The organism is Niallia endozanthoxylica, assembly GCF_008710145.1.
GTDB lineage: Bacteria > Bacillota > Bacilli > Bacillales > Cytobacillaceae > Bacillus_BD > Bacillus_BD endozanthoxylica.
In genome coordinates this window covers 97,437-118,038 of sequence record NZ_VYKL01000007.1, presented here as the reverse complement: position 1 = coordinate 118,038, position 20,602 = coordinate 97,437, and the positions used below count along the sequence as shown (strand labels likewise).

Genomic DNA, 20,602 nt, shown 5'->3' with positions numbered 1-20,602 from the left:
TCTTGCCAAGGACCCGATCTTTATATCGCCCTTACGGACGCACCCAGTCGGCATGATATTAATCGTCGGAATTCGTTTTTGCGGGTAAATACCGCAACGTAATGTCCCGCCACAATCAATAATCGCCACCATAATCGTTTCATCCGGCACTGATGTTTGGAATCCGTTTACCGGCTCAGCACCTGTTAACTCGGCAATTTTATCAACGATGGCAGGCTTTGAACCACCACCAGTAATGTACACAATTTTATTTTTTTCAGCAGTCGGTGTAATCGTTAACGGACCTCCGAAACCGCCGCTTCCTCTCTCAACTTTTATTGAACGATATTCAGTCATCGTAGAAACCTCCTACATTCTAGTGATGTAATGTTTGTACTTCAGTCTTTAATTTGATGCCTTGCTGTTTTTCAACCATTTTTGTTGTAAAGTCAGTAATCCAGCCAGCAAAGAAGTTCATCACTAAACCAACTAGAAGATAACGAACAGCTAATTCTGCAGTACTAAAACCAAGTTGTTCAATTCCTGCTGCGATTCCAAGGAAGATAAATAATTCACCTGGGTTTATATGAGGGAATAAACCGTTACTTGTGTGACAGAAATAAGCGCCTGATGCATAATAGCTTGGCTTATATTTTTCTGGTAAAAATCGACCTAATGATAATGCCATTGGGTTACCTAGCATAAATGATCCAACAAACGGTAAGACCATATACCTTAGAAGCGGATTTTTCCCAGAAGCTTTCGCCAACTTGTTAATTCTTTGCTCCCCGAGAATTTGAATCAATGTATTCATAGCCACGATTAATAGTAATACAACCGGAACGATACCTGTCATCCATGAAATAAAGACATCTGCACCCGTTTGGAATAATTTCATAAAGCCTTCGGCAAATTTAATGATAAAATCCATGAAGTTTCACCTCTTATTATTTTTTTACTGCAACCATTCTCTCTGCTTTCATCATCATGTTCCTAAATAAGCTGCTCTTCTCTGGAATTACACCTCCGCTCATGATGATCTTGTAATTACTTACGGCATCCTGAATGGCTGCTTTTAAAAGCTTATTACAGTGGGCCATATCCTCATCTGTAAGATGGCGGATGTTTTTATCTTCAAAGCCTTGCAGATCCTTGAAGGTTGCCATAACTGTAACCCCTTGCATTTTCTTGGCCTTTAATATTCTCCCGCTTTTAGAGACCGCAAAGAGAACAATAGTTCCGGAGCGAATTTTTCCGGGCTTCTTCCCAATCGCCACTTTTCCGATTCTTCGGAGCTCTGCATACGCTTTCGAAAAATGCTTGAGTTGGAAAAAACCAAGGCCCATTTGAACAAGGAATGCACCTGCTATAAAGACCATGATTACAATCATATTCATACGTTTCACTTCCTTACTTTTTGTTTCCTTTATGACCTGCTGGCCCTATCTAGGTATTTTGAAAACTCTTCACAGCTATTAGAATCAGCTAATTGTTCAATCAGCTGTTCATCAGCTGAGATTTTAATAATTTCATCATAAATCTTGACTAAAAGACCGGCATCATCGTCCGTTTCCCTCGGTATTCCTAAAAGAAAGACCAGTTTAACTTCTTTTCCTTCAGCTTGTACCGGTTTCGGAAACACACCTACTGCCAGACGAATTTGCTCGGATGCAGTTTGAATCGTATGCGGCAAAGCAATATATTGATCAAACACCATCGAGCCCTTTTCTGCCCTTTCTAACAGCCGCTCTTTAAAACCTTCATCGAAGTAGCCTTTTCTCGTCATTTCCTCTGTCATTCCCATGACGTTCTCGGGATAGCTTTTTGTGCTGTCTAATAAGAAAAACATATCCTCGTTTGTTAACAATCTGATAATCGAATGATGATTGCCTTCGTCCTTTAGCTTAAATTTCTGTAAGTAGGTCACTTTTTCAATCTGCTGTGAAACCCGCTTTTCATCAAAAATCTCATTAATCATGATTAATGGTACATCGATTTCATAGACCAGTTTAACCGTTGAAAAAACAATATCGAATTGGTTCATTCGCTCTTTTGTTACTTCCGCTTCTGAAAAAAGGTCAATCTGCGTATTATGATTCAATATACGCTGTAATTGAATAGCGAGTAACCTAGCCGTTCCTCGTCCCGTTCCGCAAATAACTGCAACCCGCTGCAAGCGTTTTGTTTTTACCTCACTTTGGGTGATAAACACGCCGAAATAAAAGGCAATATAGCCCAACTCATCTTCGGAAACCTTCAATCCGTATTCCTTTTCAATTACATGGCCGGCAATTTCCGCCATTTTAAACGCAACCGGATATTTTTCCTTTACATCTGAAAGCAGTGGATTCTTGATCCGAATGTCAAACGTAATCCGATTCAACATAAAGGTCAGATGGAATTTTAAATCTTCGAAAAAGGATTCATTTTCAGAGATGATTTCCTTTTTAAAACCGACCTGCTCGATGATTTGCTCCAGCAGCCTGTTCACATCATCTGTAATTTGAACATCGGCCATTGTTCGGTTGTTAGTCGGTGTCCGTCTACCTGCAATCGGCAGTGTGATAAACAAGATTTCCGGCTTCGGTATGTGAATTGGCAACTTTCTTTCGATAACTGCAGTGATTTCCTTTGCAATTTGATAATCATGGGTATCAAGGAGCTTTTCGTGTTTGTCATCCATTTTTTCAAGCGGATGATTCTTTAACAGACGGTCCAACATGACAATCACCGACTGTAGCAATTTTTTTTGCGTAGTGGTTTCAAAATCATGTCTATTAGCAATCGATCTTATCTCTACTTCAATATCGTTATCTAATGGATTTTCATTGTATAGATAGTCATACACGTTATCGAGGATAAAGAAGCGTAAATCTAACTCATTGCCTTTTAAAAACATTCCGCTGTTCGGCTTCCCTTGAATCGATAAATGATACGTCTCAAGAACAACAGCAGCCCTTTTTAATTCATTCACGAGGGTTGAACGGCTGAGATTCATCTCGTATGCCCACTCATCAAGCGTATTATTCTCCTCACTGTTAAGTAAGCGGTTGATAATAAAGGCAATTCGGCGTATCGGTGAATCTTGTTCCGTTTTCTCCTCATGGACTTTTTGCAGGAGTTCCTCAAACACTGGCTGATTTTCAATTGTCAGCCTGAATCCTTTTCCACGCTCATTCTCTAGAACCGCTATTCCCTTAAGGTCACTATTGAACCGCTTGATATCATTTCGGATTGTTCGAGTACTAACTCCAATGGATTCTGCCAGCTCGTCCAACGTGCAGTACGTTTTCTTTCTAGTCAGTTCAATAATTTGTACAATCCGCTCATCCATCATGAAATCAGACATGTAATTCACCACCTTACTTTAAAATGAATGTTATCTTTGGTTTATTTACGTTTCAATTCCTCAAATCCGACCTCAGCTAACATTCATTTTTAACAGAAAGGTTGGCTTTTCACCTTGAACACACCTCTTAACCGCGGGATTTACCGCCTGAGATGTTAACCGTTGTACCCGTTACATAGCTTGAACGGTCTGATGCAAGGTATGAAACTAAATCGCCAATTTCCTTTAATTGTCCTTCTCGGCCTAGAGGAATAGATTTACTGTAATCTGTATTTAAACCATCAACTGTTACGCCGCGTGTATAAGCAAGTGCTTCGTTATATGCATCCGTTCTTAAGCCCGTTGCTTCCATAATTCCAGGAGCAATCGCTACAACGCGAATATTGTATTTTCCTAACTCCTTCGCCCAGGCACGAGTGAAAGAAATCACAGCACCTTTTGTGGCTGAATAACAGCTTTGTCCTGCTGATCCTTCCTGACCTGCTTCAGACGCCACGTTCACAATGACACCCTTGTCCTGCTTTAACATTTGCTTAGCAGCAGCCTGCGCACATAGGAATGGTCCTTTTTGGTTTACCGCCACCATAAAGTCAAAATCTTTTTCGCTTAGTTCGTATTCAGGTTTTTCACCTTGAATATCGACTAACAAGCGTGGAAGATTAACCCCGGCATTATTTACTAGGATGTCCACAGAGCCAAATAATTCAACCGTTCGGGCTACCATATTGTCTACGCTTTCTTTTTTCGTTACATCACATTTTATAAAATAAATGCCGTCAGCCTGTTTTCCTTCTTCTACATTTAAATCTGAAACAACTACTGTTGCACCGTTATTTAATAGCTCCTTTGCAATATGCAAGCCAATCCCGGAGGCACCGCCTGTTACAATTGCTACTTTTCCTTCTAATTCAAGCCATGAATTGCTCATGTTCTTTCCTCCTCTTGAAACGTTTTCATCTGATGTACTCAGTATAAAAACTTTCGCTCCATTGATTAATACAATGTTTTTCACACAAAAGTGAAAACGGTTGAAATAAATGAAAAACGCCTGCTTCAACGTTGGAGGAATACACGTTTAAAGCAGGCGAAGTGTTTTTAAATTTTATATTTAGAAAAATGTTGGCGTGGGTTTGTAATTATTGTTTTATACTATTGATTTAATTACCTGTTCAGGCTTTGCGCGGAATACAGGATACTCCTGACCATTCTGAATAACGGTTTCTCCCTCATTGGTAAATCCCATTTTAGGAAGGACCTTTGCTCCCTCCGAGCTAACAGCAAAACCTCCAATTTCTTTTATTTCAATCCCTTTTTCACGAAGTCTCACTAATTCATTTGGGATATCTTTAATCACCATACTTGCATATTCTTTACAGCGGTCATCATGTATATCAACGATAAGCGTAATAAAGTAAAGATAAACTTCTTTTGGCTGATTGTAGGTCAGAAGATGTTCCCCAATCTCATATTCACTGAGCCTTCCTTCTAGAACTGCTGAATAAGCCTCTTGGTTCAGGGGAATCAGACTATACATTCCCTTCACACCCTCAGGAGTTTTGAGAATACGATAAATTTCCGGATTGACCTGCAGGATTTCTTTCAGCAGGTCTGGAGAGACATGCCACTCTTTTGGATATACTTTATCATTTAAAGCTGCCATACTTTCGCAATCTTGTAATATTGCGGCAGCCATTGCAGCCTGTTTAAAATTCTTGTATTGATTCATTTGTTTCCCTCCGATAGGACAGTTAAATTGATTTTCTGTTAAACATGCATTTTTTGATTAGTTTAACAGAGCCGGTAAAAAAAGAAAAAAAGCACAGGCAGTCTGCCCATGCTCAAAAAAGAAAATAGATGGATGATTTAAGAAATGGAAACACAAAATCATTTATTATTATAGCATTATTCCATTCTGCCTAAGAATGATATAAATCACAGGAGGAGCCAAATTACTTGGAATCTGTTTTTATCTCCCCTTACCTTATCTCCCTTACCTAAAAAAACCCTAAGTCCAGAAGCTTGGTCTTAGGGTTTTCAAGAGAATTTGGGGTTGTTTATGGGGAAAAGAATATTTTAATGGGGGATATCTTTTAGAGGAGTAAGGAGATTATTCAGGAATGGACTTTTCTGCGTTGATATAACCAGCACCATAGATATTAGGATCTCTTCCTTTCCACAAATCTGCATTCGTCATCAGTGCTGTTTTTACTTGATCAGGTGTTAGGGAAGGATTACGCTCTAACATGAGGGCGATAATTCCAGCGCATATCGGAGTGGCCATAGACGTTCCTGAAAGTACAAAATAATCATTCTCCACTCTGGCCGTTTTTTGCAGTTTATCTAAATAGGAATTTGGTGCTCGCAATGAAACAATATTCACACCTGGTGCTAAAATATCCGGTTTCTTTAACCCGTATCTCGTTGGCCCGCGGCTGGAGAAGCTGGCAACATCATCGTCTGTTCTTTCAATAGAATCACTGTCATCAAGCGCTCCGACTGTAATTACCTTATCGCTAATGCCAGGGCTGGCAATTGTTCCGCTGTTCGGACCCTCATTTCCAGCTGCGACGACGACGACAATCCCGGATTCCCAAGCTTTTTCAACTATTTTCACCATTGGATCAGCATCTTCGGAACCATAGTTTTGCGCAGTGCTTCCTAATGACATCGAGATAATATCAATTCGGTCTAACGGATGATCATTATTATACTGAATACACCATTCCACTCCTTGCATAACGGTTTCTAGCGAGCCGGACCCCAGTTTGTCCAACACCTTTACACCAACAAGACGGGCATTCGGTGCCGGCCCTGCATAGGTTGCAGAAGCAGATGCCGCATCGCCTGCACAATGTGTGCCATGTCCATTATCGTCATATGCATCCGTACGGTCGTTAACAAAATCAACAAAGTCTGTAATTCGATTAGACAAATCTTGATGCGGATGAATCCCTGTATCGATGACGGCAATTTTTACACCCTCACCTGTTAAGTTGATTCCTCTCCGATTCACTCCTTTTGCACCGGCTGCTGGCACAGCTACGTTAAGCAGCGCCTTCACCTCGCTGTTTAAATACACCTTTTTAATATGCGGACAGCTATTCAGAACCTCTTCCAATCCAGAAGGCGTCATATCCACACTGCAGCAGGATACCCGTGGAAAATAGTGCCTGACATTATTTCTCATGTGACTATCCATAATTCCCCTAATCTGTTTGCAGCCCTCTTCATAGCAGCCGTCCTGGAACTCCACAATGACGGAAAACTTTTTCCCCCTTTTAATCGTCCCCTCAAAAAATTTATGCAAGAAGCACGGGGTCCATTTAAAAGGTCTGTAAAGGTTCAAAATTAATTCTCTTAATGGCCGTTCCAGCTTATCGGCATGAGCTCGTACCATTTGAACCATTGAATAACCAAACAATTTTCTATCAACTCCATTTTTTGTTTTTAGTACATACTATGAAATACTAGAAGACTTGTATCAACGCTTGTCCTCTTTTCTAGCAAAAAGGGCTTTTACTTTCTATTAAGCTTTATTTATTCACATGGTTGATTTTTAACTTGTCTAAAGCTTGCATGGTTAGGAAGGGACATTTCTCACAGATGAGTCAAAAATCTGACTGATTAACATGATTCGCTAACATAGCCTTCTATTAAAATAAAATACCGTTCCCCCAAAATACAAAAAACCGGCCTCCAAATGGAGAACCGGTTATTTTATCTTATGCTAATTTTTCAAGAGAAGCTTTATCTTCAATTGGAAGATCCTTGACACCTTCTGGGTTAAAGCGGCCTTCCCATTTTGACATAACAACCGTTGCCAGTGCGTTTCCTACTACGTTAACGACTGTACGGGCCATATCTAGAAGTCTATCAATACCTGCAATAAAGGCAAGTCCTTCAAGCGGAATCCCTACTGTACCTAATGTTGCTAGTAAAACAACGAAAGATACTCCAGGTACACCAGCGATTCCTTTTGATGTAACCATTAGAACTAATACTAATGTTACTTGTTCCATGATGCTTAGATCAATACCGTACATTTGCGCGATAAAAATAGCTGCAAGTGCCTGATATAATGTAGAGCCATCTAGGTTAAAAGAGTAACCTGTCGGAACCACAAAGGAAACGATATCCTTTGGACAGCCAAACTTCTGCATTTTTTCAATTACCTTTGGCAGTACTGTTTCAGAACTAGAAGTTGAATAGGCTAATAGAAGTTCGTCTTTTAATGTCTTCATTAAGTGAAAAATGTTGACGCCCACAAGCTTTGCAATTCCACCTAGAACAACAACAATAAAGAAGAGCATTGTTGCATAAACAAGAATCATTAATTTTCCTAGCGGCAGTAATGATGCTAGACCAAATTTGGAAACCGTTACCCCGATTAAACCAAAAACACCAATCGGTGCAAATCGCATGATTAGGTTTGTCACCCAGAACATAGCTTCTGCAACACCTTCGAAGAAAGCAAGCACTGGCTTTCCTTTTTCCCCAATTGCTGCTACCCCTAAACCAAAGATAACCGAGAAGAAGATGATTGCCAGCATATCGCCGCCTGCCATCGCTGAAACGACGTTACTTGGAACAATATCAACAATAATGTCCAAAAGACCATGACTTGAGTTTTGAACGCTCTCCGTTGTTTCCACGTATTGATCAATGGAAGTTTTTGATAGTGAAGACATATCAATTCCTTCACCAGGCTTGAAAAGGTTAGCCGACATTAAACCAACAATAATGGCAATCGTTGTGACAATCTCAAAGTAAATGAGCGTTTTCCCGCCAAGCTTTCCTAATTGTTTGATATTCCCTGTCCCAGCAACCCCAATAATTAAGGTCGAAACAATAATTGGAACGACAATCATTTTAATCATATTTAAAAAGATGGTACCAAGCGGCTGTAAATACTTCTCTACACCAGGATTCCCGTAAAATACCGCACCGACAATGATACCTAAGATTAAACCAGCCAGAATTTGATAGGCTAATGAAAATTTAAATCTTTTCTTCATCAAAAAGTCACCCCTTTATTGAAATTATTTTTCATGCTAAAAGTGAGCTAATTCCAATAATAAGGAGCCCCTATTGAATCCGACAGAATCCGACATTTCTTTTTCTATCCATTAACCCTGTTGATATTTTTCCAACGTTTCCAAATATAGCACCTGCAAAAATTTCTTAATATTAATTTTGACTCTTACTTCATCATCCTTTTCTTCTTGAATAGACACCATATGCTTTCTAATCTCCTGAAAATCAAAATAACGCGGCGCATAGTATTCAAACTCAGGGTTGGTATAATCGATTGACCCTAACGAAACTAAGTTATTAAATGCCGTTAGAATCGTGCGGCGAATACGCTGCTCAATGGCTTTACTTTCTTTTTTCACATCCACATTAGTCCATTCGCCCTTCTCTGCCACTGCTTCGTATAAATCCTTCAAGGGCGGAAGCTGGGCAGCTCTTTCACTGGAATTCATCATATGTTCGATAATCAAAACAATGTCATCACTGCCAGCCCCCCCGATTATGCCCATATCATTCAAGATAGACATGACAATTTCTTTCACACTCTTCTCTTTCGTTTTAGATGTATCCAAGCCAATATGCGCCAGCGTTTCTTGAATGGTACGTAAAGAGTTTTTTAACAAGAACTGCTCAGCTGTTTTCTTTAAAATACTTTGCACTTCTACACGATTGATCGGTTTATGAATAAAAAATTCAACGCCCTTCTCGTACGCTTCCCCAACCATTTCCTTCGTGATAACTTGGGAAATCATGATAAATTGTCCTTGGAATCCGTCTGACCGAAGGCGTTCCATCGTTTCAATTCCGTCAAGTTCAGGCATGAGTAAATCAATTAACACAACATCAGGATTTCTAGCAAGAATGGGCGAGAGACTTTCTACACCGTTTTCCGCCTCCCCAATCACCATACCAAGATCACCATCGATGATGATATTTTTTAGCATGGACCTGCTTGCCTTGTCATCATCTACAATATAATAGCGCAGCTTTAATCCCCCTCACTTTCGTATGGACTTTATTGGAATATGGATGATAAAAACAGTCCCTTTTTCTGGTCTTTCTATGTATATTTTTCCTTTTAATGTATTTACAATCTCCTGCACGTGGGAGAGACCAATACCGGTTGCGGCCACACCATGCTCATTGTACTTTGTTGTATAGCCTGGCTCAAAGATAACAGGTACATCCTCTTCCGGAATTCCTTTACCCGTATCCTTCATGACAAATACAATGTTTCCCGATTCCTCATAGATGTTGATATGAATTTCACCTTTATCTGAGATCGATTCAACTGCATTGGCAGCAAGATTATTTAACAGCGCCAGCAGCGGTATTTGCTGATGGGTTTCGAAATCAACTTCTATTTTCTTATGAAAAAGAATCCGTTTCTTTAACAGCAAACTATATCGTTCATTGGCAATCACGACAAGGTTTAATACATCAGAAAGGTGAAGTTTCTTTTGTATTTTTTCAACACTTAATTTCGTCAGTCCCGAAAGAATCCGCTGGGAATCTTTTTTGACTTCATGAATTTCTTGGGCAATCTGCAGCGCTTGAACACTTAACAAATGCAGCTCCTTCTTTTTCAATTTACGGTATAAATCATGACTGGAAGCAGTGATTTGTTCAATATGATTCATCGATTTCTGCAAATAAAGACTTTCGGCATAAAGCTCCGATCCTACCTGAAGCATTTCCTGCATGCGCTTCTTCTGTTCCGAAATCGTAATAGAGCTGTACAAACCTACGACAAAATAACTGCGGACAAGAGCAACGCCGATTATCATTCCCAGCGCTTTCACGTCAAAGCTTCCCTCATGGAGCAGGACGTTTCGTGTGAGCTGCTCTGCACCATTTGCTATTAATTCAAACAAGAACGCCCAGCCTCCTAATTGAAGCGGAAGGGTTTTGTAACGATTGATTTTAATCAGATGAAAACCTATCGCAAAAAGAAAATAAAATAAAAAAGCTGGTGAATGGCTGATAAAGCTCGCTGACCAAAGGGCTTCTTGCAAAATAATGTCTTCGATTGTACGAATGCAAACAACAACCAGCCCTGTCACAATCCCTGTCCGGATGAAAGATACCTGCGGCCAAATCAAGATTAATAGGAAAAACGCAGCACTTCCCAGCCCAAATCGGAAATCCTCTCCTTCGAAAGGAACCACCTTGATTTCGCTGGCAATTGTCGTCAGGATTGCCGTCAAAAACATGACAAGCCCATTTTTTCTGCTAAGTGTTCGTGTTGAAAATCGTTTTGAACCTAACATGGAAATCTCCTATATAAAGCATAAATTTTACTGTTCACTAAAAGACTATAAACCGAGTATAGCATGATATCCATTTTTATTTTTCCTATTTATTGTTACTCACTTGTGAACGATTTATTTTAGAAAGAGAAGAGAATTGAAAAAGCAGGGACTGACTGTTATTGTAAGGATTGTTGTATAGTGTACCTTTCTAATAGTTGGAGGGAAATGAATGTTAAGAACAATGAAATTAGGCAGCAGCAACTTAGAAGTGCCGGTGTTGGCTGTTGGCTGCATGCGGATAAATAAGATAGACAAGTCTAAAGCTGAGCGTTTTGTTCAAACCGCACTAGAAGAAGGAGCCAACTTTTTTGATCATGCCGATATATACGGTCATGGAGAATGCGAGAAAATTTTCGCTGATGTGATACATATGAATGATGATATCCGTGAGAAAATTATTTTGCAATCGAAATGCGGCATACGAAAGGGATTGTTCGACTTTTCAAAAGAACATATTTTAGAATCAGTTGATAGGATTTTGAAACGACTAAGAACTGATTATCTTGACGTTTTGCTTCTACACCGGCCGGATGCTCTCGCAGAGCCTGAAGAAGTTGCGGAAACCTTTGATATTCTCGAAAGCTCTGGAAAGGTTCGTCATTTCGGTGTTTCGAACCATAATTCGATGCAAATTCAGCTGCTTCAAAAATTCGTTAAGCAGCCTCTTGTGGCAAACCAGTTGCAATTAAGCATTACCAACTCCACCATGATTACAAGCGGACTCAATGTCAACATGGAAAATGACGCCGCTGTTAATCGAGATGGAAGTGTGCTTGATTTTTGCAGACTTAACGATATTACGATCCAGCCATGGTCCCCTTTTCAGTACGGCTTTTTCGAAGGAGTGTTCCTTGGTAACGATAGGTTCCCAGAGCTGAATCAAAAGCTTGATGAAGTGGCATCCAAATACAACGTTTCAAACACAACCATTGCCATTGCATGGCTCTTACGCCATCCTGCAAACATGCAGCCAATCATCGGCACAATGAATACCGATAGACTAAAAGACTGCTGTCAGGCTGCCAATACCACCCTAACCCGTGAAGAATGGTACAGCATTTACCGTTCAGCTGGGAATATACTGCCTTAATAAAAGAGGACGGTTCTATTAGAACCGCCCCTCTGCATTATAGTCCAATTGAGAACAATAAGACAGCCAAGACTACACCGATGGCCGGTACAATAACGGTAAGTGCACCAAACATTGGGTAGGCATCTCTATGTGTTTCTCCTGCAATAGAGCGAATGGTTGTTACTACATAGCCCCCTGATGGCAAAGAGTCTAAGGATCCTGAGGAAATCGCTACAACACGGTGCAGCGCTTCTGGATCAACGCCGATATCTAAGTAGTGTGGAGCTAGTAATGGTAGAGCAATCGCTTGACCGCCAGATGCTGAGCCTGTTAAACCGGCAATGATTGATACGGCTAGGGCGCCGCCAATCAGCGGGCTGCCTGGAATTTCCGTCATATACGCAACGACCTGCTCAAAGGATGCGGTAGCTTTGACCACTCCGCCAAAGCCTACGACTGCGGAAGTATTTGCAATCGCAATAATTGCTCCGATTGTGCCCTCTGAAATCGCTTTCCCGACATTCCTGAAATATTTTCGATTAATGAGATAAGTAGCAATAATACCGCTTGTTAACGCAATAATTAAAGCAGATTGTTTAAGTGAATCATGGAAAATAAATGAAATCACTAATACAACTAATAAAGGAATTAAGCTTAACATTGGATTCGGTAAATGTTCACGAACTTCTAAGTTATCTGTATCTCTCTCAATAAATTTTTCCCCTTTGTTCACCGCATTTTTGATTACTTTCGTTAACCACCAATAACCAAAAACCATCATAAATACAGCTACAATTAAACTGACTTCCCACCCCGCATAAGCATTCGTACCTAAATATTCAATTGGGATCCAGTTTTGGATTTCAGGAGACCCCGCAGAAGTCATCGTGAAGGTGGTTGATCCAAAGGCCAGTGCCGCCGGGATAAACCGTCTTGGTAAATTAGCTTCTTTAAATAAGCTAACCGCCATTGGATAGACAGAAAAGGCAACCACAAATAAACTTACCCCGCCGTAGGTTAAAACAGCACAAGCAATAATAATCGCTAAAGCGGCGCGTTTCATGCCGATTTTTCCAACGATCCATTTCGATATACTATCTGCTGCGCCGCTGTCCTCCATGACCTTTCCGAATATAGCTCCGGTTAAGAACATTAAATACCATGAAGCAATAAACCCTGAAAATCCCGCCATATAGTTCGTTAAAAAGTTAGCCGCACCTTCCTCAGCAAGCTGAGGAAAAAGCGGCAATCCATTTAATAACGTGACAAATAAAGCAGAAAGAGGAGCTGCGATCAGCAAGTTCATTCCCCGCATGGTCAGGTATATTAACAAGCCCAAACCACCTATAAGACCAATAAACCCCAGTACCATAAAACCCTCTCCCCTGTATAAAAATTACTTTTTATTTCCGTATCTGCGTACACGTAATAGCGCTTGCTCTGCATGCCCTGCAAAGTTTTCAATCATACATAAACGGGCAGCATATTCTCCGATGTAAGCGCTCGCCTCAGGGGTTACTTTTTGATAAGTAACCGTTTTAATAAATTTACCTACCCAAAGACCGCCAGTGTAACGAGCTGCTCCTTTTGTAGGTAATGTATGGTTCGTACCGATCACCTTGTCTCCATAAGCAACATTTGTTTCAGGCCCCAAGAATAGACAGCCATAGTTTGTCATATTTTCTAAAAAGTAATCTGGGTTTTCTGTTAGGATTTCAACATGCTCAAATGCAAGGCGATCTGCTTCTACTACAGCCTCTTCTAAACTATCAACCACTAAAATTTGACCATAATCTTCCCATGAAACTCTAGCAATATCTGCTGTTGGTAAAACTTTAAGCTGTCTTTCGATTTCTTCGATTGTTTCATAAGCTAGTTTTTCTGAAGTTGTAATTAGTGCACCTGGTGATGTAGGACCATGCTCGCCTTGACCTAATATGTCAGTTGCAATCATCTCGGCATCGGCTGTTTCATCCGCAACCACCAATGTTTCTGTTGGTCCTGCAAATAAATCAATTCCAACGCGGCCGAATAATTGACGCTTAGCTTCTGCAACGAAAGCATTTCCAGGTCCTACAATCATATCAACGGCTTGAATCGTCTCCGTTCCAATGGCCATTGCTGCCATTGCTTGAATACCGCCAAGTAAATAAATTTCATCAGCCCCTGCCAGATACATAGCTGCAATCGTAGCATTTGGAACTTCTCCGTTAATCGGCGGTGTGCATGCAATTACACGTTTAACACCAGCAACCTTCGCAGTGAGAACACTCATGTGTGCAGATGCAACCATTGGATAACGTCCGCCAGGTATATAGCATCCAACACTGTTCATTGGGATATTTTTATGACCTAAAATAACGCCTGGTATATTTTCAACCTCTACATCATGAAGAGAAGCTAGCTGTGCTTCAGCAAATTCACGAATATTCTTTTGCGCAAATTTGATATCCTCAATAACCTCTTGTGGAACCTTCGCAACAATTTCCTTAATTTGTTCTTCAGTTAAACGGAAAGATTCTGGAGACCATTTATCGAATTTTGCAGAATACTCGCGTACTGCTTCATCTCCACGAGCTTCAATATCTTTAATAGCATTTGCTACAATTTGTGATACTTGCAAATCATTTTGTGATACTTCCTCTTGTGACTTACCTGCTTTAATAACTTTGACCATTTCTAGTTCCTCCTTATTTTTTGCATACGTATTCAAATTGTAATAAAAAAAATTATTATTAAACAAATCAATATTTATGAATACGTATGCAATTATAATCAAAAAAAATATTAAACGCTTTCAATACTAATTTAAAATATGAATACGTATGTATTTTTGTTAATGAATACGTATTCATAACTTATATATAAAGATTATTCTAAAAATAAGAATAAGTCAACCCCTATGTTGTCTTTCTTTTTATTAATTTTCCTCTTATTTCTACATTACCAGTTGCACCAGTATATTCCTCGATTTCAGCCAGCATATATTCTACTGTTTCATCCACCATTTCAGAGATTGGCTGCTCCCATGTGGTTAAATTATAGATTGGCCAGGAAGCCATATCAATATTGTCAAACCCCACGACTTTAACCTGTCCTGGAACTTCAATGGAATGCTCACGAAGGGCATCTAATACACCAAAAGACATAATATCGTTCGCAACAAAAAAAGCTGAAGGAATACGCCCTTTTTTTAAAATAAGCCTTGTTGTGTCGTACCCTCCTTGATACGAGTAGTCTGAATCATATCTTTCATACGGCAGCTGATGTTTTTCAACCACCTCAAAAAAGCCCTTTTCACGTTCCAAACTGGTTGACGTATTACGGTCCCCGGAGATATACACCATATCCGTGCACCCTTTTTGGATTAAAAACTCTGCAATTTGACGACTCGCCTCAAGATTATTAGTGCATACGGAGAAGAACTCTTGTTTCTCCACTTTCCGGTTAAAGAGCACAAGTGGAATTTTAAATTTTTTAAAATCCTCAGATAAGTTCAAAGAAAGTGCTGCATCCGTAATGATGACACCCGCAACATTATAATGTAAGAGCATTTTAACATCTTCCTTTTGTATTTCATCATGGTTTGTATGAACGAATAATATGCTATAACCTAATTTCTTAAAAGCAACCGTAAATTCCTTTAATACTTGTGGATAGAATGGATTTTTAATTCCCTTCATCACAAGGCCGATGATTTTCGATTTATTTGTGATTAAACTTCGAGCAAACTCATTCGGTATATAACCTAACTCTTCTGCCGCTGCTAACACCTTTTGGCGCGTCTTTTCCGAAACAGATGCCCCTCCAAAAAATACCCGTGAAACAGAAGATTGCGAAACGCCTGCCAGCCTGGCAACATCCTTTGCATTCACACCATTACTCATAATTCACCCTATCCTCTTCCAAAGTCATATTTTAATTAGATTATAGAGAATATATCAAAATTTGAAAAGCAAAGAAGCAATCCCTTCGCAATCTAAAATCCATTTATTAAGCCCAAAAAAACCAATTTGTATGTGATTTTTCACACATGATTACGCTTTCAATAGTCTAAAAATTATTTTATGAAATCCAATATTATACAAAAAAAGTGTGATTAGACAATTTTCGCCAAGTCTATTAAATTTAAAGTGTAAAGAAAATATTGGGGATTCGGATTATTATAGTAAGGGGAGGATCTAGTAATGATACGTTATAAAAAATTGGGATATGCCGTTTTATGTGTAACAGACCTTGATAAATCAATTGATTTCTACACAAATATTGTGGGAATGCAGTTCGTTGAGCGTGTAGGTGAAACCGCTTACCTTCGTACCAGCCATGACCACCACAACTTAATTCTTGAACAAGCTCCTGAAGCTGGCCTAAAGCGTGTTGGTTTTGAACTTGAAAAAGCATCGCAATTCCAGGATGTATTCAATTATTTAGAGGAAAAAGGCTTAAATCCAAGAGAATTAAGTGCAAAAGAAACGCAAGAATTAGCGCAAGGCAGAACACTGCGCTTTAAGGACCCACTCCTTGGTGTAACCTATGAAATGTACGTGGAAATGATGCAAATGGGTACTGCTTACAAACCAACAAACGGACTGGAAATTGAGTGCTTGCTGCACGTTGTATATGAAACAAATCAATTTGATGAAGTTTATGACTTCCTTGTTAATACAATGAACATGGCTGTCTCTGATATCCAAGGCCGTGAAATGGCATGGGCCTGGTTACGCGTGTGGCCTAACCCTTACCACCATTCATTCGCAATTACAAAAGGACCTGAAAATAAATTAAACCACATCGCTTATAAAGTAAAATCAATCGATGATATCGGCAAACAAGTGAACGTTCTAAAGAATCACGATGTAAAAATCCACTTAGGACCTGGCCGCCATCATCCATCTGGAAGCGTATTCCTATACTTTGCTGACCCAGATGGTCTTACATTGGAGTACAGCCAAGGAATGGAAGAATTCCCTGAAGAAAACCCACGCGAACCTCGCCGCTTAGAGCCTAGTCTCTTAACGCTTGATGAGTGGGGCGGACAGCCTGGAAAAGACTTTGGAAAATATGGAAAACTAATTGTTGAAGACGGAGAAGTTGTTCCTCAATAAAACGAATAGAAAAGAATCTTTCTTTTAAAAAGAAGGGTTCTTTTTTGAAAGATTAATAATAAAAAAAAATCCCCCATTATCCTTCACTAGGAAAATAATGGGGGTGCCTTATGAGCCGTACACTTACATTAAACATAAAGTAACTCGCCTTCTCTATCATTTACGTCCATGAACTCTGCTTCCCACCATAAACTAGAATCTGGGATGAGATCCTTCATGAAGTCTAGCTTTTCCTCCACTGGCTCAGCCTTCACCAAAACTGCTTCCTCCGCCGTCATTCCACAACAAATTTCATAAATTTCGTCGAAATGAGTGAATGACATCATCGGCACCTTCTTTCTTGTTTTGAGGGGATTTTCTTAAGTACCTCCCTCTTGCTATTATTATAAGCGCGAAAAGCGGATTAAAACCCCCTCAATTTTGTCAATATTTTGAATAGTATCGACATCAGAGTTTTCGATCGAACCTACTTAAACTTTGTCTATAAGAAATAGCATCTGACTACCGTACCGACTCGGCTTTTTTGCTTAACATAAAGCTCTTTGCTGCTTTTTTGCGAGAGGCAAAGCTATGCAGAATCACACCTAAAATAACGGTCAACACTCCGGCCCATGATAATAGGGATGGAATATCAGCAGATAAGAAGAACAATTCCCCAAGCAAAGCAAACAAGACGGCTACAGGCTGCGTTGCTTCGACTGCTGCCAATTTAGTCATTTCCCCATTAACCAAATCTGTTGCCCTAAAGAACAAAACAGTTGCAATGACTCCGGCAAAAAGGGCGACCATCCCGGATTGAACCGTTTGCTGCGAACTTGGCATTCCTTCTGTAAAAAGACCATACAGAGAAAGCAACAGCCAGAATGGCAGACTAGCAATGGTCATTCCCAAAACCCGTTCAAACGTATGCAGCCGGCCACCGCTGACTTCCATCATTTTACGATTCCCGAGCGGATAGGCAATGGCAGAAATCACCATAGGAATCGTGGCAAATAATAGCTCTTTTCCTGTAATGTCTTTTGCATGTTCAATTTGCATAAGAATAATTCCAGCTAAAATAATGAGCGAAAAAGAAAGCCCTCGAAACGGAATTTTACTCCGAACCCTTTTTATCCCTTCAGCTGTTTCAATATTTACGTAGAATAGCGGTGCAAGCAAAGATCCGAACACAATCGTCATTTGAAAGGTTGCCGCTACCAGCCATCCTGGAGCATAAGCAGTGGAAAAACACATAGGGGCATAAAATAAACCAAAGCCGATAGAGCTCCACCAAAGCCATTTTAACGGCTCTTCCCTCATTATTTTCCAAAGCGGCACCAGCTGTTTTCTCACCAGCACAATAATCAAAAGGAATAATACTGTCCAAAAGTATCGGAGGGAAGCACTCCAAATCCAACTGCCGCCTGATATTTCCATAGAACGATTAAGTATAAAAGTAAAAGCAAAAAAGAACGCACCACAAATGCCATATAATACAGGCCGCATTCTGCACCTCCTTGATGTTGTGAAATGATAATAAAAGAATGAAGCCTGATAGAGTTAACTCTATTCTAGTTATTTCGACTGAATTTTTCAATATTTTTGAATATAAACAAGTTCTGTCACTTCTATCAAAAAAAATGGTACGCCTATACGTACCATTCTTTCATAATATTGTTACAAAAATCCTCATGGTGATTAATGACCATCTCTCTCAGTATAGGGCTCCATCCTATCCTCTGCAGCAGTTTCAACCATTCCGTATAAACCGTTCATTTCCTGCTCATCAATATCTAGGCCCAGTGCTGCCTCGTTTGCATTTTGCTGATTGTTTTGCTGATTGTTTTCCAATGTATTATTCATTTGCTGACCTTTGCTATTTGGCATTTCCATCTCGACACCTCCTCATTATAGAGTGTCTAAATTAAGCATATGTAATTCAAATTAATTTTGAACATTTGGTGAAAACACGGTCCTCCATCATATATTACAAAACAATAGCACAAACTAGATATGGAGGTGATATATATGACAAATAAGGAAAGATTTCCAGAAGGTGCAAGCAACACAAAGGACAATCAAATCTTTGCCCCTGACGGCAGCTCCCATAAAGTAAAAGGCCAAAAACATTCAGCAAAAGGCTCCAACCGTGGTTATGGCCAGAAATAAGCAGGATATTTTCTCCTGCTTCCATCTTAAAAAGCAGGATGGCAGAGAATTTGAACATTTAGTGAAACTTTGGTAATCCCATTATAATAACCATCTATTCGTCAACACTAGAAATGGAGGTGATGAACATGAAACCAGAAGAAGAATTTTTAGAAGAAGAAAACACATTGGAGGAAAACCCGTTATTTGCTCCTGATGAAATCAATGAACCTGTTAAGCCTATTGCTGAACGTGGATTTAAAATGTGGTGGGATGGCTGGGAATAGAGAACCTATTTTGAATGCAGCAGAACATCCCTCAATAGCCTGCCCTTTAAACAAAAACAAATAGGGACAGCCCATGTAACTGTCCCCATTTTTTACATAACAGCTCTTTTTTCTTGCAGAATAAATGTATTTCGAATGATGTCACCGCGGCTTACCATACCGACGAGTGCACCGTTTCGCACCACAGGTATTTTTTGAATATCCTTTTCCCCTAGAAAAGCGGCGATATCCTCTACCTCTACCTCAGATGATATTTTGTATACCTTTGTCTGGGCAATCTCCATCACATTTAAGTCCATTAATCGTTTAGCCCTGCCCTCAAAATCATCATGGTCACCTTGCATAATCTGCGAAAAAAATAACGTGCCAAAGACTTGGTCCTTTTGTCTCCCGATATAACGCATGATATCACCGTCACTTATGTATGCAACCATTTCATTTTTGTCATTCACAACCGGGAGACCACTAAGACCATGTTCAATCAATTTTTCGATAACCAACCCTACACTGTTCTCTTTCTTTACTTTAATGACCTTTTTGTTCATGATATCAAGCGCTTTCAATTTTATCCCTCCTAATTTCTAATAAATTAATAATCAGAAATTCTAGGCTGTTAATTAATCATTTTCCTATACCGATACTAAAAAGTTGTATTATAACAGAAATATATCGTAATCTTCATAACATTACAAATATTCCGCTTGCAGAATCAAAGCATATTACATCCAAAGATGAGCACTATAACTAATGGGCATGTAAGTTCCAAATACTGATTCTGGAGGCTTATTCATGACACAGAATAATCAGAAGCATAACACTGAAAAACAGTTACAATATGCACAAAATGAGGTTCAAAAGGCACATGCAGAACTACAAATAGAGGAAAATGAATTATTAAAGGCCAAGCAGCAGGAGGAAATGGAGTTTCAGCAATTAAAACAAGCCCAACAGAAGGTAAAACAAGAACAATATGACGTTCAAAAAGCACAAGAAAAACTGCAGCGCGCACAAGAAGTGGTTATGACCTATCAAAACCTGCAATAAAAAAAGGTCTTTTGCTTCCGTCTGAATATCAATCGGAAGCAAAAGAACCTATATTCTGCTTACTGTTCTTCCAGTAGCTTTATTTTTTCTTCAATGTATTGTTTTTCTAATGCTCCTAACTGAAGTGATAGATTTATATATTTGGAGCTGTTTCCCCCGCTTTGAGTATATAGTTCCCCTAGGTTGTTCCTAAGTTTCAAAATTTGTTTTAGTATTACATAGTCGTTTTGAATGTGTTGTTCAGTGACTGCCATCATTATACACCTCTCCATAATAGAAATTTTGGAATGAATGAC

Annotated in this window: 22 protein-coding genes and 1 pseudogene; 5 read left to right on the top strand and 18 right to left on the bottom strand. The window is 39.5% G+C overall.

Annotation, left to right across the window (positions count from 1 at the left end; genetic code table 11):
* From F4V44_RS03070 to F4V44_RS03025, 10 genes and pseudogenes are all read right to left on the bottom strand, one after another.
* A pseudogene (locus tag F4V44_RS03070) lies at window positions 1-336 on the bottom strand (hypothetical protein); the annotation flags it as partial.
* A 19-nt stretch (window positions 337-355) separates the two neighbouring features.
* Window positions 356-910, bottom strand: a complete 555-nt coding sequence (srlA, locus tag F4V44_RS03065; RefSeq protein ID WP_150438519.1) for a PTS glucitol/sorbitol transporter subunit IIC — start codon at window positions 908-910, stop codon at window positions 356-358.
* 16 nt (window positions 911-926) lie between these two features.
* The gene (locus tag F4V44_RS03060) at window positions 927-1,376 is read right to left on the bottom strand and encodes a transcriptional regulator GutM (RefSeq protein ID WP_223881772.1); all 450 of its coding nucleotides are present in this window, start codon (window positions 1,374-1,376) and stop codon (window positions 927-929) included.
* Between the two features lie 29 nt (window positions 1,377-1,405).
* Window positions 1,406-3,328, bottom strand: a complete 1,923-nt coding sequence (locus F4V44_RS03055) for a BglG family transcription antiterminator (protein WP_150438518.1) — start codon at window positions 3,326-3,328, stop codon at window positions 1,406-1,408.
* 127 nt (window positions 3,329-3,455) lie between these two features.
* The gene (locus tag F4V44_RS03050) at window positions 3,456-4,256 is read right to left on the bottom strand and encodes an SDR family oxidoreductase (RefSeq protein WP_150438517.1); all 801 of its coding nucleotides are present in this window, start codon (window positions 4,254-4,256) and stop codon (window positions 3,456-3,458) included.
* Window positions 4,257-4,472: 216 nt separating this feature from the next.
* Complete coding sequence (locus F4V44_RS03045; RefSeq protein ID WP_150438516.1) at window positions 4,473-5,054, bottom strand: hypothetical protein; 582 nt, start codon at window positions 5,052-5,054, stop codon at window positions 4,473-4,475.
* A 381-nt stretch (window positions 5,055-5,435) separates the two neighbouring features.
* The gene (locus tag F4V44_RS03040) at window positions 5,436-6,749 is read right to left on the bottom strand and encodes a S8 family peptidase (RefSeq protein ID WP_150438515.1); all 1,314 of its coding nucleotides are present in this window, start codon (window positions 6,747-6,749) and stop codon (window positions 5,436-5,438) included.
* A gap of 301 nt (window positions 6,750-7,050) precedes the next feature.
* Complete coding sequence (locus tag F4V44_RS03035) at window positions 7,051-8,343, bottom strand: cation:dicarboxylate symporter family transporter (protein ID WP_150438514.1); 1,293 nt, start codon at window positions 8,341-8,343, stop codon at window positions 7,051-7,053.
* 111 nt (window positions 8,344-8,454) lie between these two features.
* Complete coding sequence (locus tag F4V44_RS03030) at window positions 8,455-9,345, bottom strand: response regulator (RefSeq protein WP_150438513.1); 891 nt, start codon at window positions 9,343-9,345, stop codon at window positions 8,455-8,457.
* A 12-nt stretch (window positions 9,346-9,357) separates the two neighbouring features.
* Window positions 9,358-10,629, bottom strand: coding sequence for a sensor histidine kinase (locus F4V44_RS03025; protein ID WP_150438512.1), 1,272 nt, complete (start codon window positions 10,627-10,629; stop codon window positions 9,358-9,360).
* 211 nt (window positions 10,630-10,840) lie between these two features.
* Between F4V44_RS03025 and F4V44_RS03020 the strand changes: the two genes are divergently transcribed.
* Complete coding sequence (locus tag F4V44_RS03020) at window positions 10,841-11,761, top strand: aldo/keto reductase (RefSeq protein WP_150438511.1); 921 nt, start codon at window positions 10,841-10,843, stop codon at window positions 11,759-11,761.
* A 37-nt stretch (window positions 11,762-11,798) separates the two neighbouring features.
* On the opposite strand, the gene F4V44_RS03015 is transcribed toward F4V44_RS03020, so the two are convergent.
* From F4V44_RS03015 to F4V44_RS03005, 3 genes are all read right to left on the bottom strand, one after another.
* Window positions 11,799-13,115: a GntP family permease gene (locus tag F4V44_RS03015; RefSeq protein ID WP_150438510.1), complete on the bottom strand. Its 1,317-nt coding sequence runs from the start codon at window positions 13,113-13,115 to the stop codon at window positions 11,799-11,801.
* A 24-nt stretch (window positions 13,116-13,139) separates the two neighbouring features.
* A complete protein-coding gene (gene hisD, locus F4V44_RS03010; RefSeq protein WP_150438509.1) occupies window positions 13,140-14,420 on the bottom strand; it encodes a histidinol dehydrogenase in 1,281 nt (426 codons plus the stop codon).
* 223 nt (window positions 14,421-14,643) lie between these two features.
* Window positions 14,644-15,630, bottom strand: a complete 987-nt coding sequence (locus F4V44_RS03005) for a LacI family DNA-binding transcriptional regulator (protein WP_150438508.1) — start codon at window positions 15,628-15,630, stop codon at window positions 14,644-14,646.
* A gap of 300 nt (window positions 15,631-15,930) precedes the next feature.
* On the opposite strand from F4V44_RS03005, the gene F4V44_RS03000 reads away from it, so the two are divergent.
* Window positions 15,931-16,848, top strand: coding sequence for a VOC family protein (locus F4V44_RS03000; RefSeq protein ID WP_150438507.1), 918 nt, complete (start codon window positions 15,931-15,933; stop codon window positions 16,846-16,848).
* A 128-nt stretch (window positions 16,849-16,976) separates the two neighbouring features.
* On the opposite strand, the gene F4V44_RS02995 is transcribed toward F4V44_RS03000, so the two are convergent.
* From F4V44_RS02995 to F4V44_RS02985, 3 genes are all read right to left on the bottom strand, one after another.
* Window positions 16,977-17,174, bottom strand: coding sequence for a hypothetical protein (locus F4V44_RS02995; RefSeq protein WP_150438506.1), 198 nt, complete (start codon window positions 17,172-17,174; stop codon window positions 16,977-16,979).
* A gap of 175 nt (window positions 17,175-17,349) precedes the next feature.
* Complete coding sequence (locus tag F4V44_RS02990) at window positions 17,350-18,333, bottom strand: DMT family transporter (RefSeq protein WP_150438505.1); 984 nt, start codon at window positions 18,331-18,333, stop codon at window positions 17,350-17,352.
* Window positions 18,334-18,525: 192 nt separating this feature from the next.
* Window positions 18,526-18,720 (bottom strand): DUF4021 domain-containing protein, encoded by a 195-nt coding sequence (locus F4V44_RS02985; protein ID WP_223881771.1) that lies wholly within the window; start codon window positions 18,718-18,720, stop codon window positions 18,526-18,528.
* A gap of 135 nt (window positions 18,721-18,855) precedes the next feature.
* On the opposite strand from F4V44_RS02985, the gene F4V44_RS27175 reads away from it, so the two are divergent.
* Both F4V44_RS27175 and F4V44_RS27170 read left to right on the top strand, forming a co-directional pair.
* Complete coding sequence (locus F4V44_RS27175) at window positions 18,856-18,996, top strand: hypothetical protein (RefSeq protein WP_191090540.1); 141 nt, start codon at window positions 18,856-18,858, stop codon at window positions 18,994-18,996.
* Between the two features lie 128 nt (window positions 18,997-19,124).
* Window positions 19,125-19,262 (top strand): hypothetical protein, encoded by a 138-nt coding sequence (locus F4V44_RS27170; RefSeq protein WP_191090539.1) that lies wholly within the window; start codon window positions 19,125-19,127, stop codon window positions 19,260-19,262.
* Window positions 19,263-19,354: 92 nt separating this feature from the next.
* On the opposite strand, the gene F4V44_RS02980 is transcribed toward F4V44_RS27170, so the two are convergent.
* Window positions 19,355-19,825: a CBS domain-containing protein gene (locus tag F4V44_RS02980; protein ID WP_150438504.1), complete on the bottom strand. Its 471-nt coding sequence runs from the start codon at window positions 19,823-19,825 to the stop codon at window positions 19,355-19,357.
* A 226-nt stretch (window positions 19,826-20,051) separates the two neighbouring features.
* Here F4V44_RS02980 and F4V44_RS02975 point away from each other — a divergent pair, with 226 nt between their 5' ends.
* Entirely contained in the window at window positions 20,052-20,306 is a 255-nt protein-coding gene (locus F4V44_RS02975; RefSeq protein ID WP_150438503.1) for a hypothetical protein, read from the top strand.
* A 59-nt stretch (window positions 20,307-20,365) separates the two neighbouring features.
* Here the strand turns inward: F4V44_RS02975 and F4V44_RS02970 are convergent, their stop codons facing one another.
* Entirely contained in the window at window positions 20,366-20,563 is a 198-nt protein-coding gene (locus F4V44_RS02970) for a hypothetical protein (RefSeq protein ID WP_150438502.1), read from the bottom strand.
* Window positions 20,564-20,602: the final 39 nt, after the last annotated feature.

What these genes read in the sequence shown, in the direction of transcription:
- srlA (WP_150438519.1), bottom strand. Translation starts at nt 910, where the DNA reads ATGGATTTTATCATTAAATTTGCCGAAGGCTTTATGAAATTATTCCAA.
- F4V44_RS03060 (WP_223881772.1), bottom strand. Translation starts at nt 1,376, where the DNA reads ATGAATATGATTGTAATCATGGTCTTTATAGCAGGTGCATTCCTTGTT.
- F4V44_RS03055 (WP_150438518.1), bottom strand. Translation starts at nt 3,328, where the DNA reads ATGTCTGATTTCATGATGGATGAGCGGATTGTACAAATTATTGAACTG.
- F4V44_RS03050 (WP_150438517.1), bottom strand. Translation starts at nt 4,256, where the DNA reads ATGAGCAATTCATGGCTTGAATTAGAAGGAAAAGTAGCAATTGTAACA.
- F4V44_RS03045 (WP_150438516.1), bottom strand. Translation starts at nt 5,054, where the DNA reads ATGAATCAATACAAGAATTTTAAACAGGCTGCAATGGCTGCCGCAATA.
- F4V44_RS03035 (WP_150438514.1), bottom strand. Translation starts at nt 8,343, where the DNA reads ATGAAGAAAAGATTTAAATTTTCATTAGCCTATCAAATTCTGGCTGGT.
- F4V44_RS03025 (WP_150438512.1), bottom strand. Translation starts at nt 10,629, where the DNA reads ATGTTAGGTTCAAAACGATTTTCAACACGAACACTTAGCAGAAAAAAT.
- F4V44_RS03020 (WP_150438511.1), top strand. Translation starts at nt 10,841, where the DNA reads ATGTTAAGAACAATGAAATTAGGCAGCAGCAACTTAGAAGTGCCGGTG.
- F4V44_RS03015 (WP_150438510.1), bottom strand. Translation starts at nt 13,115, where the DNA reads ATGGTACTGGGGTTTATTGGTCTTATAGGTGGTTTGGGCTTGTTAATA.
- hisD (WP_150438509.1), bottom strand. Translation starts at nt 14,420, where the DNA reads ATGGTCAAAGTTATTAAAGCAGGTAAGTCACAAGAGGAAGTATCACAA.
- F4V44_RS03005 (WP_150438508.1), bottom strand. Translation starts at nt 15,630, where the DNA reads ATGAGTAATGGTGTGAATGCAAAGGATGTTGCCAGGCTGGCAGGCGTT.
- F4V44_RS03000 (WP_150438507.1), top strand. Translation starts at nt 15,931, where the DNA reads ATGATACGTTATAAAAAATTGGGATATGCCGTTTTATGTGTAACAGAC.
- F4V44_RS02995 (WP_150438506.1), bottom strand. Translation starts at nt 17,174, where the DNA reads ATGATGTCATTCACTCATTTCGACGAAATTTATGAAATTTGTTGTGGA.
- F4V44_RS02990 (WP_150438505.1), bottom strand. Translation starts at nt 18,333, where the DNA reads ATGCGGCCTGTATTATATGGCATTTGTGGTGCGTTCTTTTTTGCTTTT.
- F4V44_RS02985 (WP_223881771.1), bottom strand. Translation starts at nt 18,720, where the DNA reads ATGGAAATGCCAAATAGCAAAGGTCAGCAAATGAATAATACATTGGAA.
- F4V44_RS27175 (WP_191090540.1), top strand. Translation starts at nt 18,856, where the DNA reads ATGACAAATAAGGAAAGATTTCCAGAAGGTGCAAGCAACACAAAGGAC.
- F4V44_RS27170 (WP_191090539.1), top strand. Translation starts at nt 19,125, where the DNA reads ATGAAACCAGAAGAAGAATTTTTAGAAGAAGAAAACACATTGGAGGAA.
- F4V44_RS02975 (WP_150438503.1), top strand. Translation starts at nt 20,052, where the DNA reads ATGACACAGAATAATCAGAAGCATAACACTGAAAAACAGTTACAATAT.
- F4V44_RS02970 (WP_150438502.1), bottom strand. Translation starts at nt 20,563, where the DNA reads ATGATGGCAGTCACTGAACAACACATTCAAAACGACTATGTAATACTA.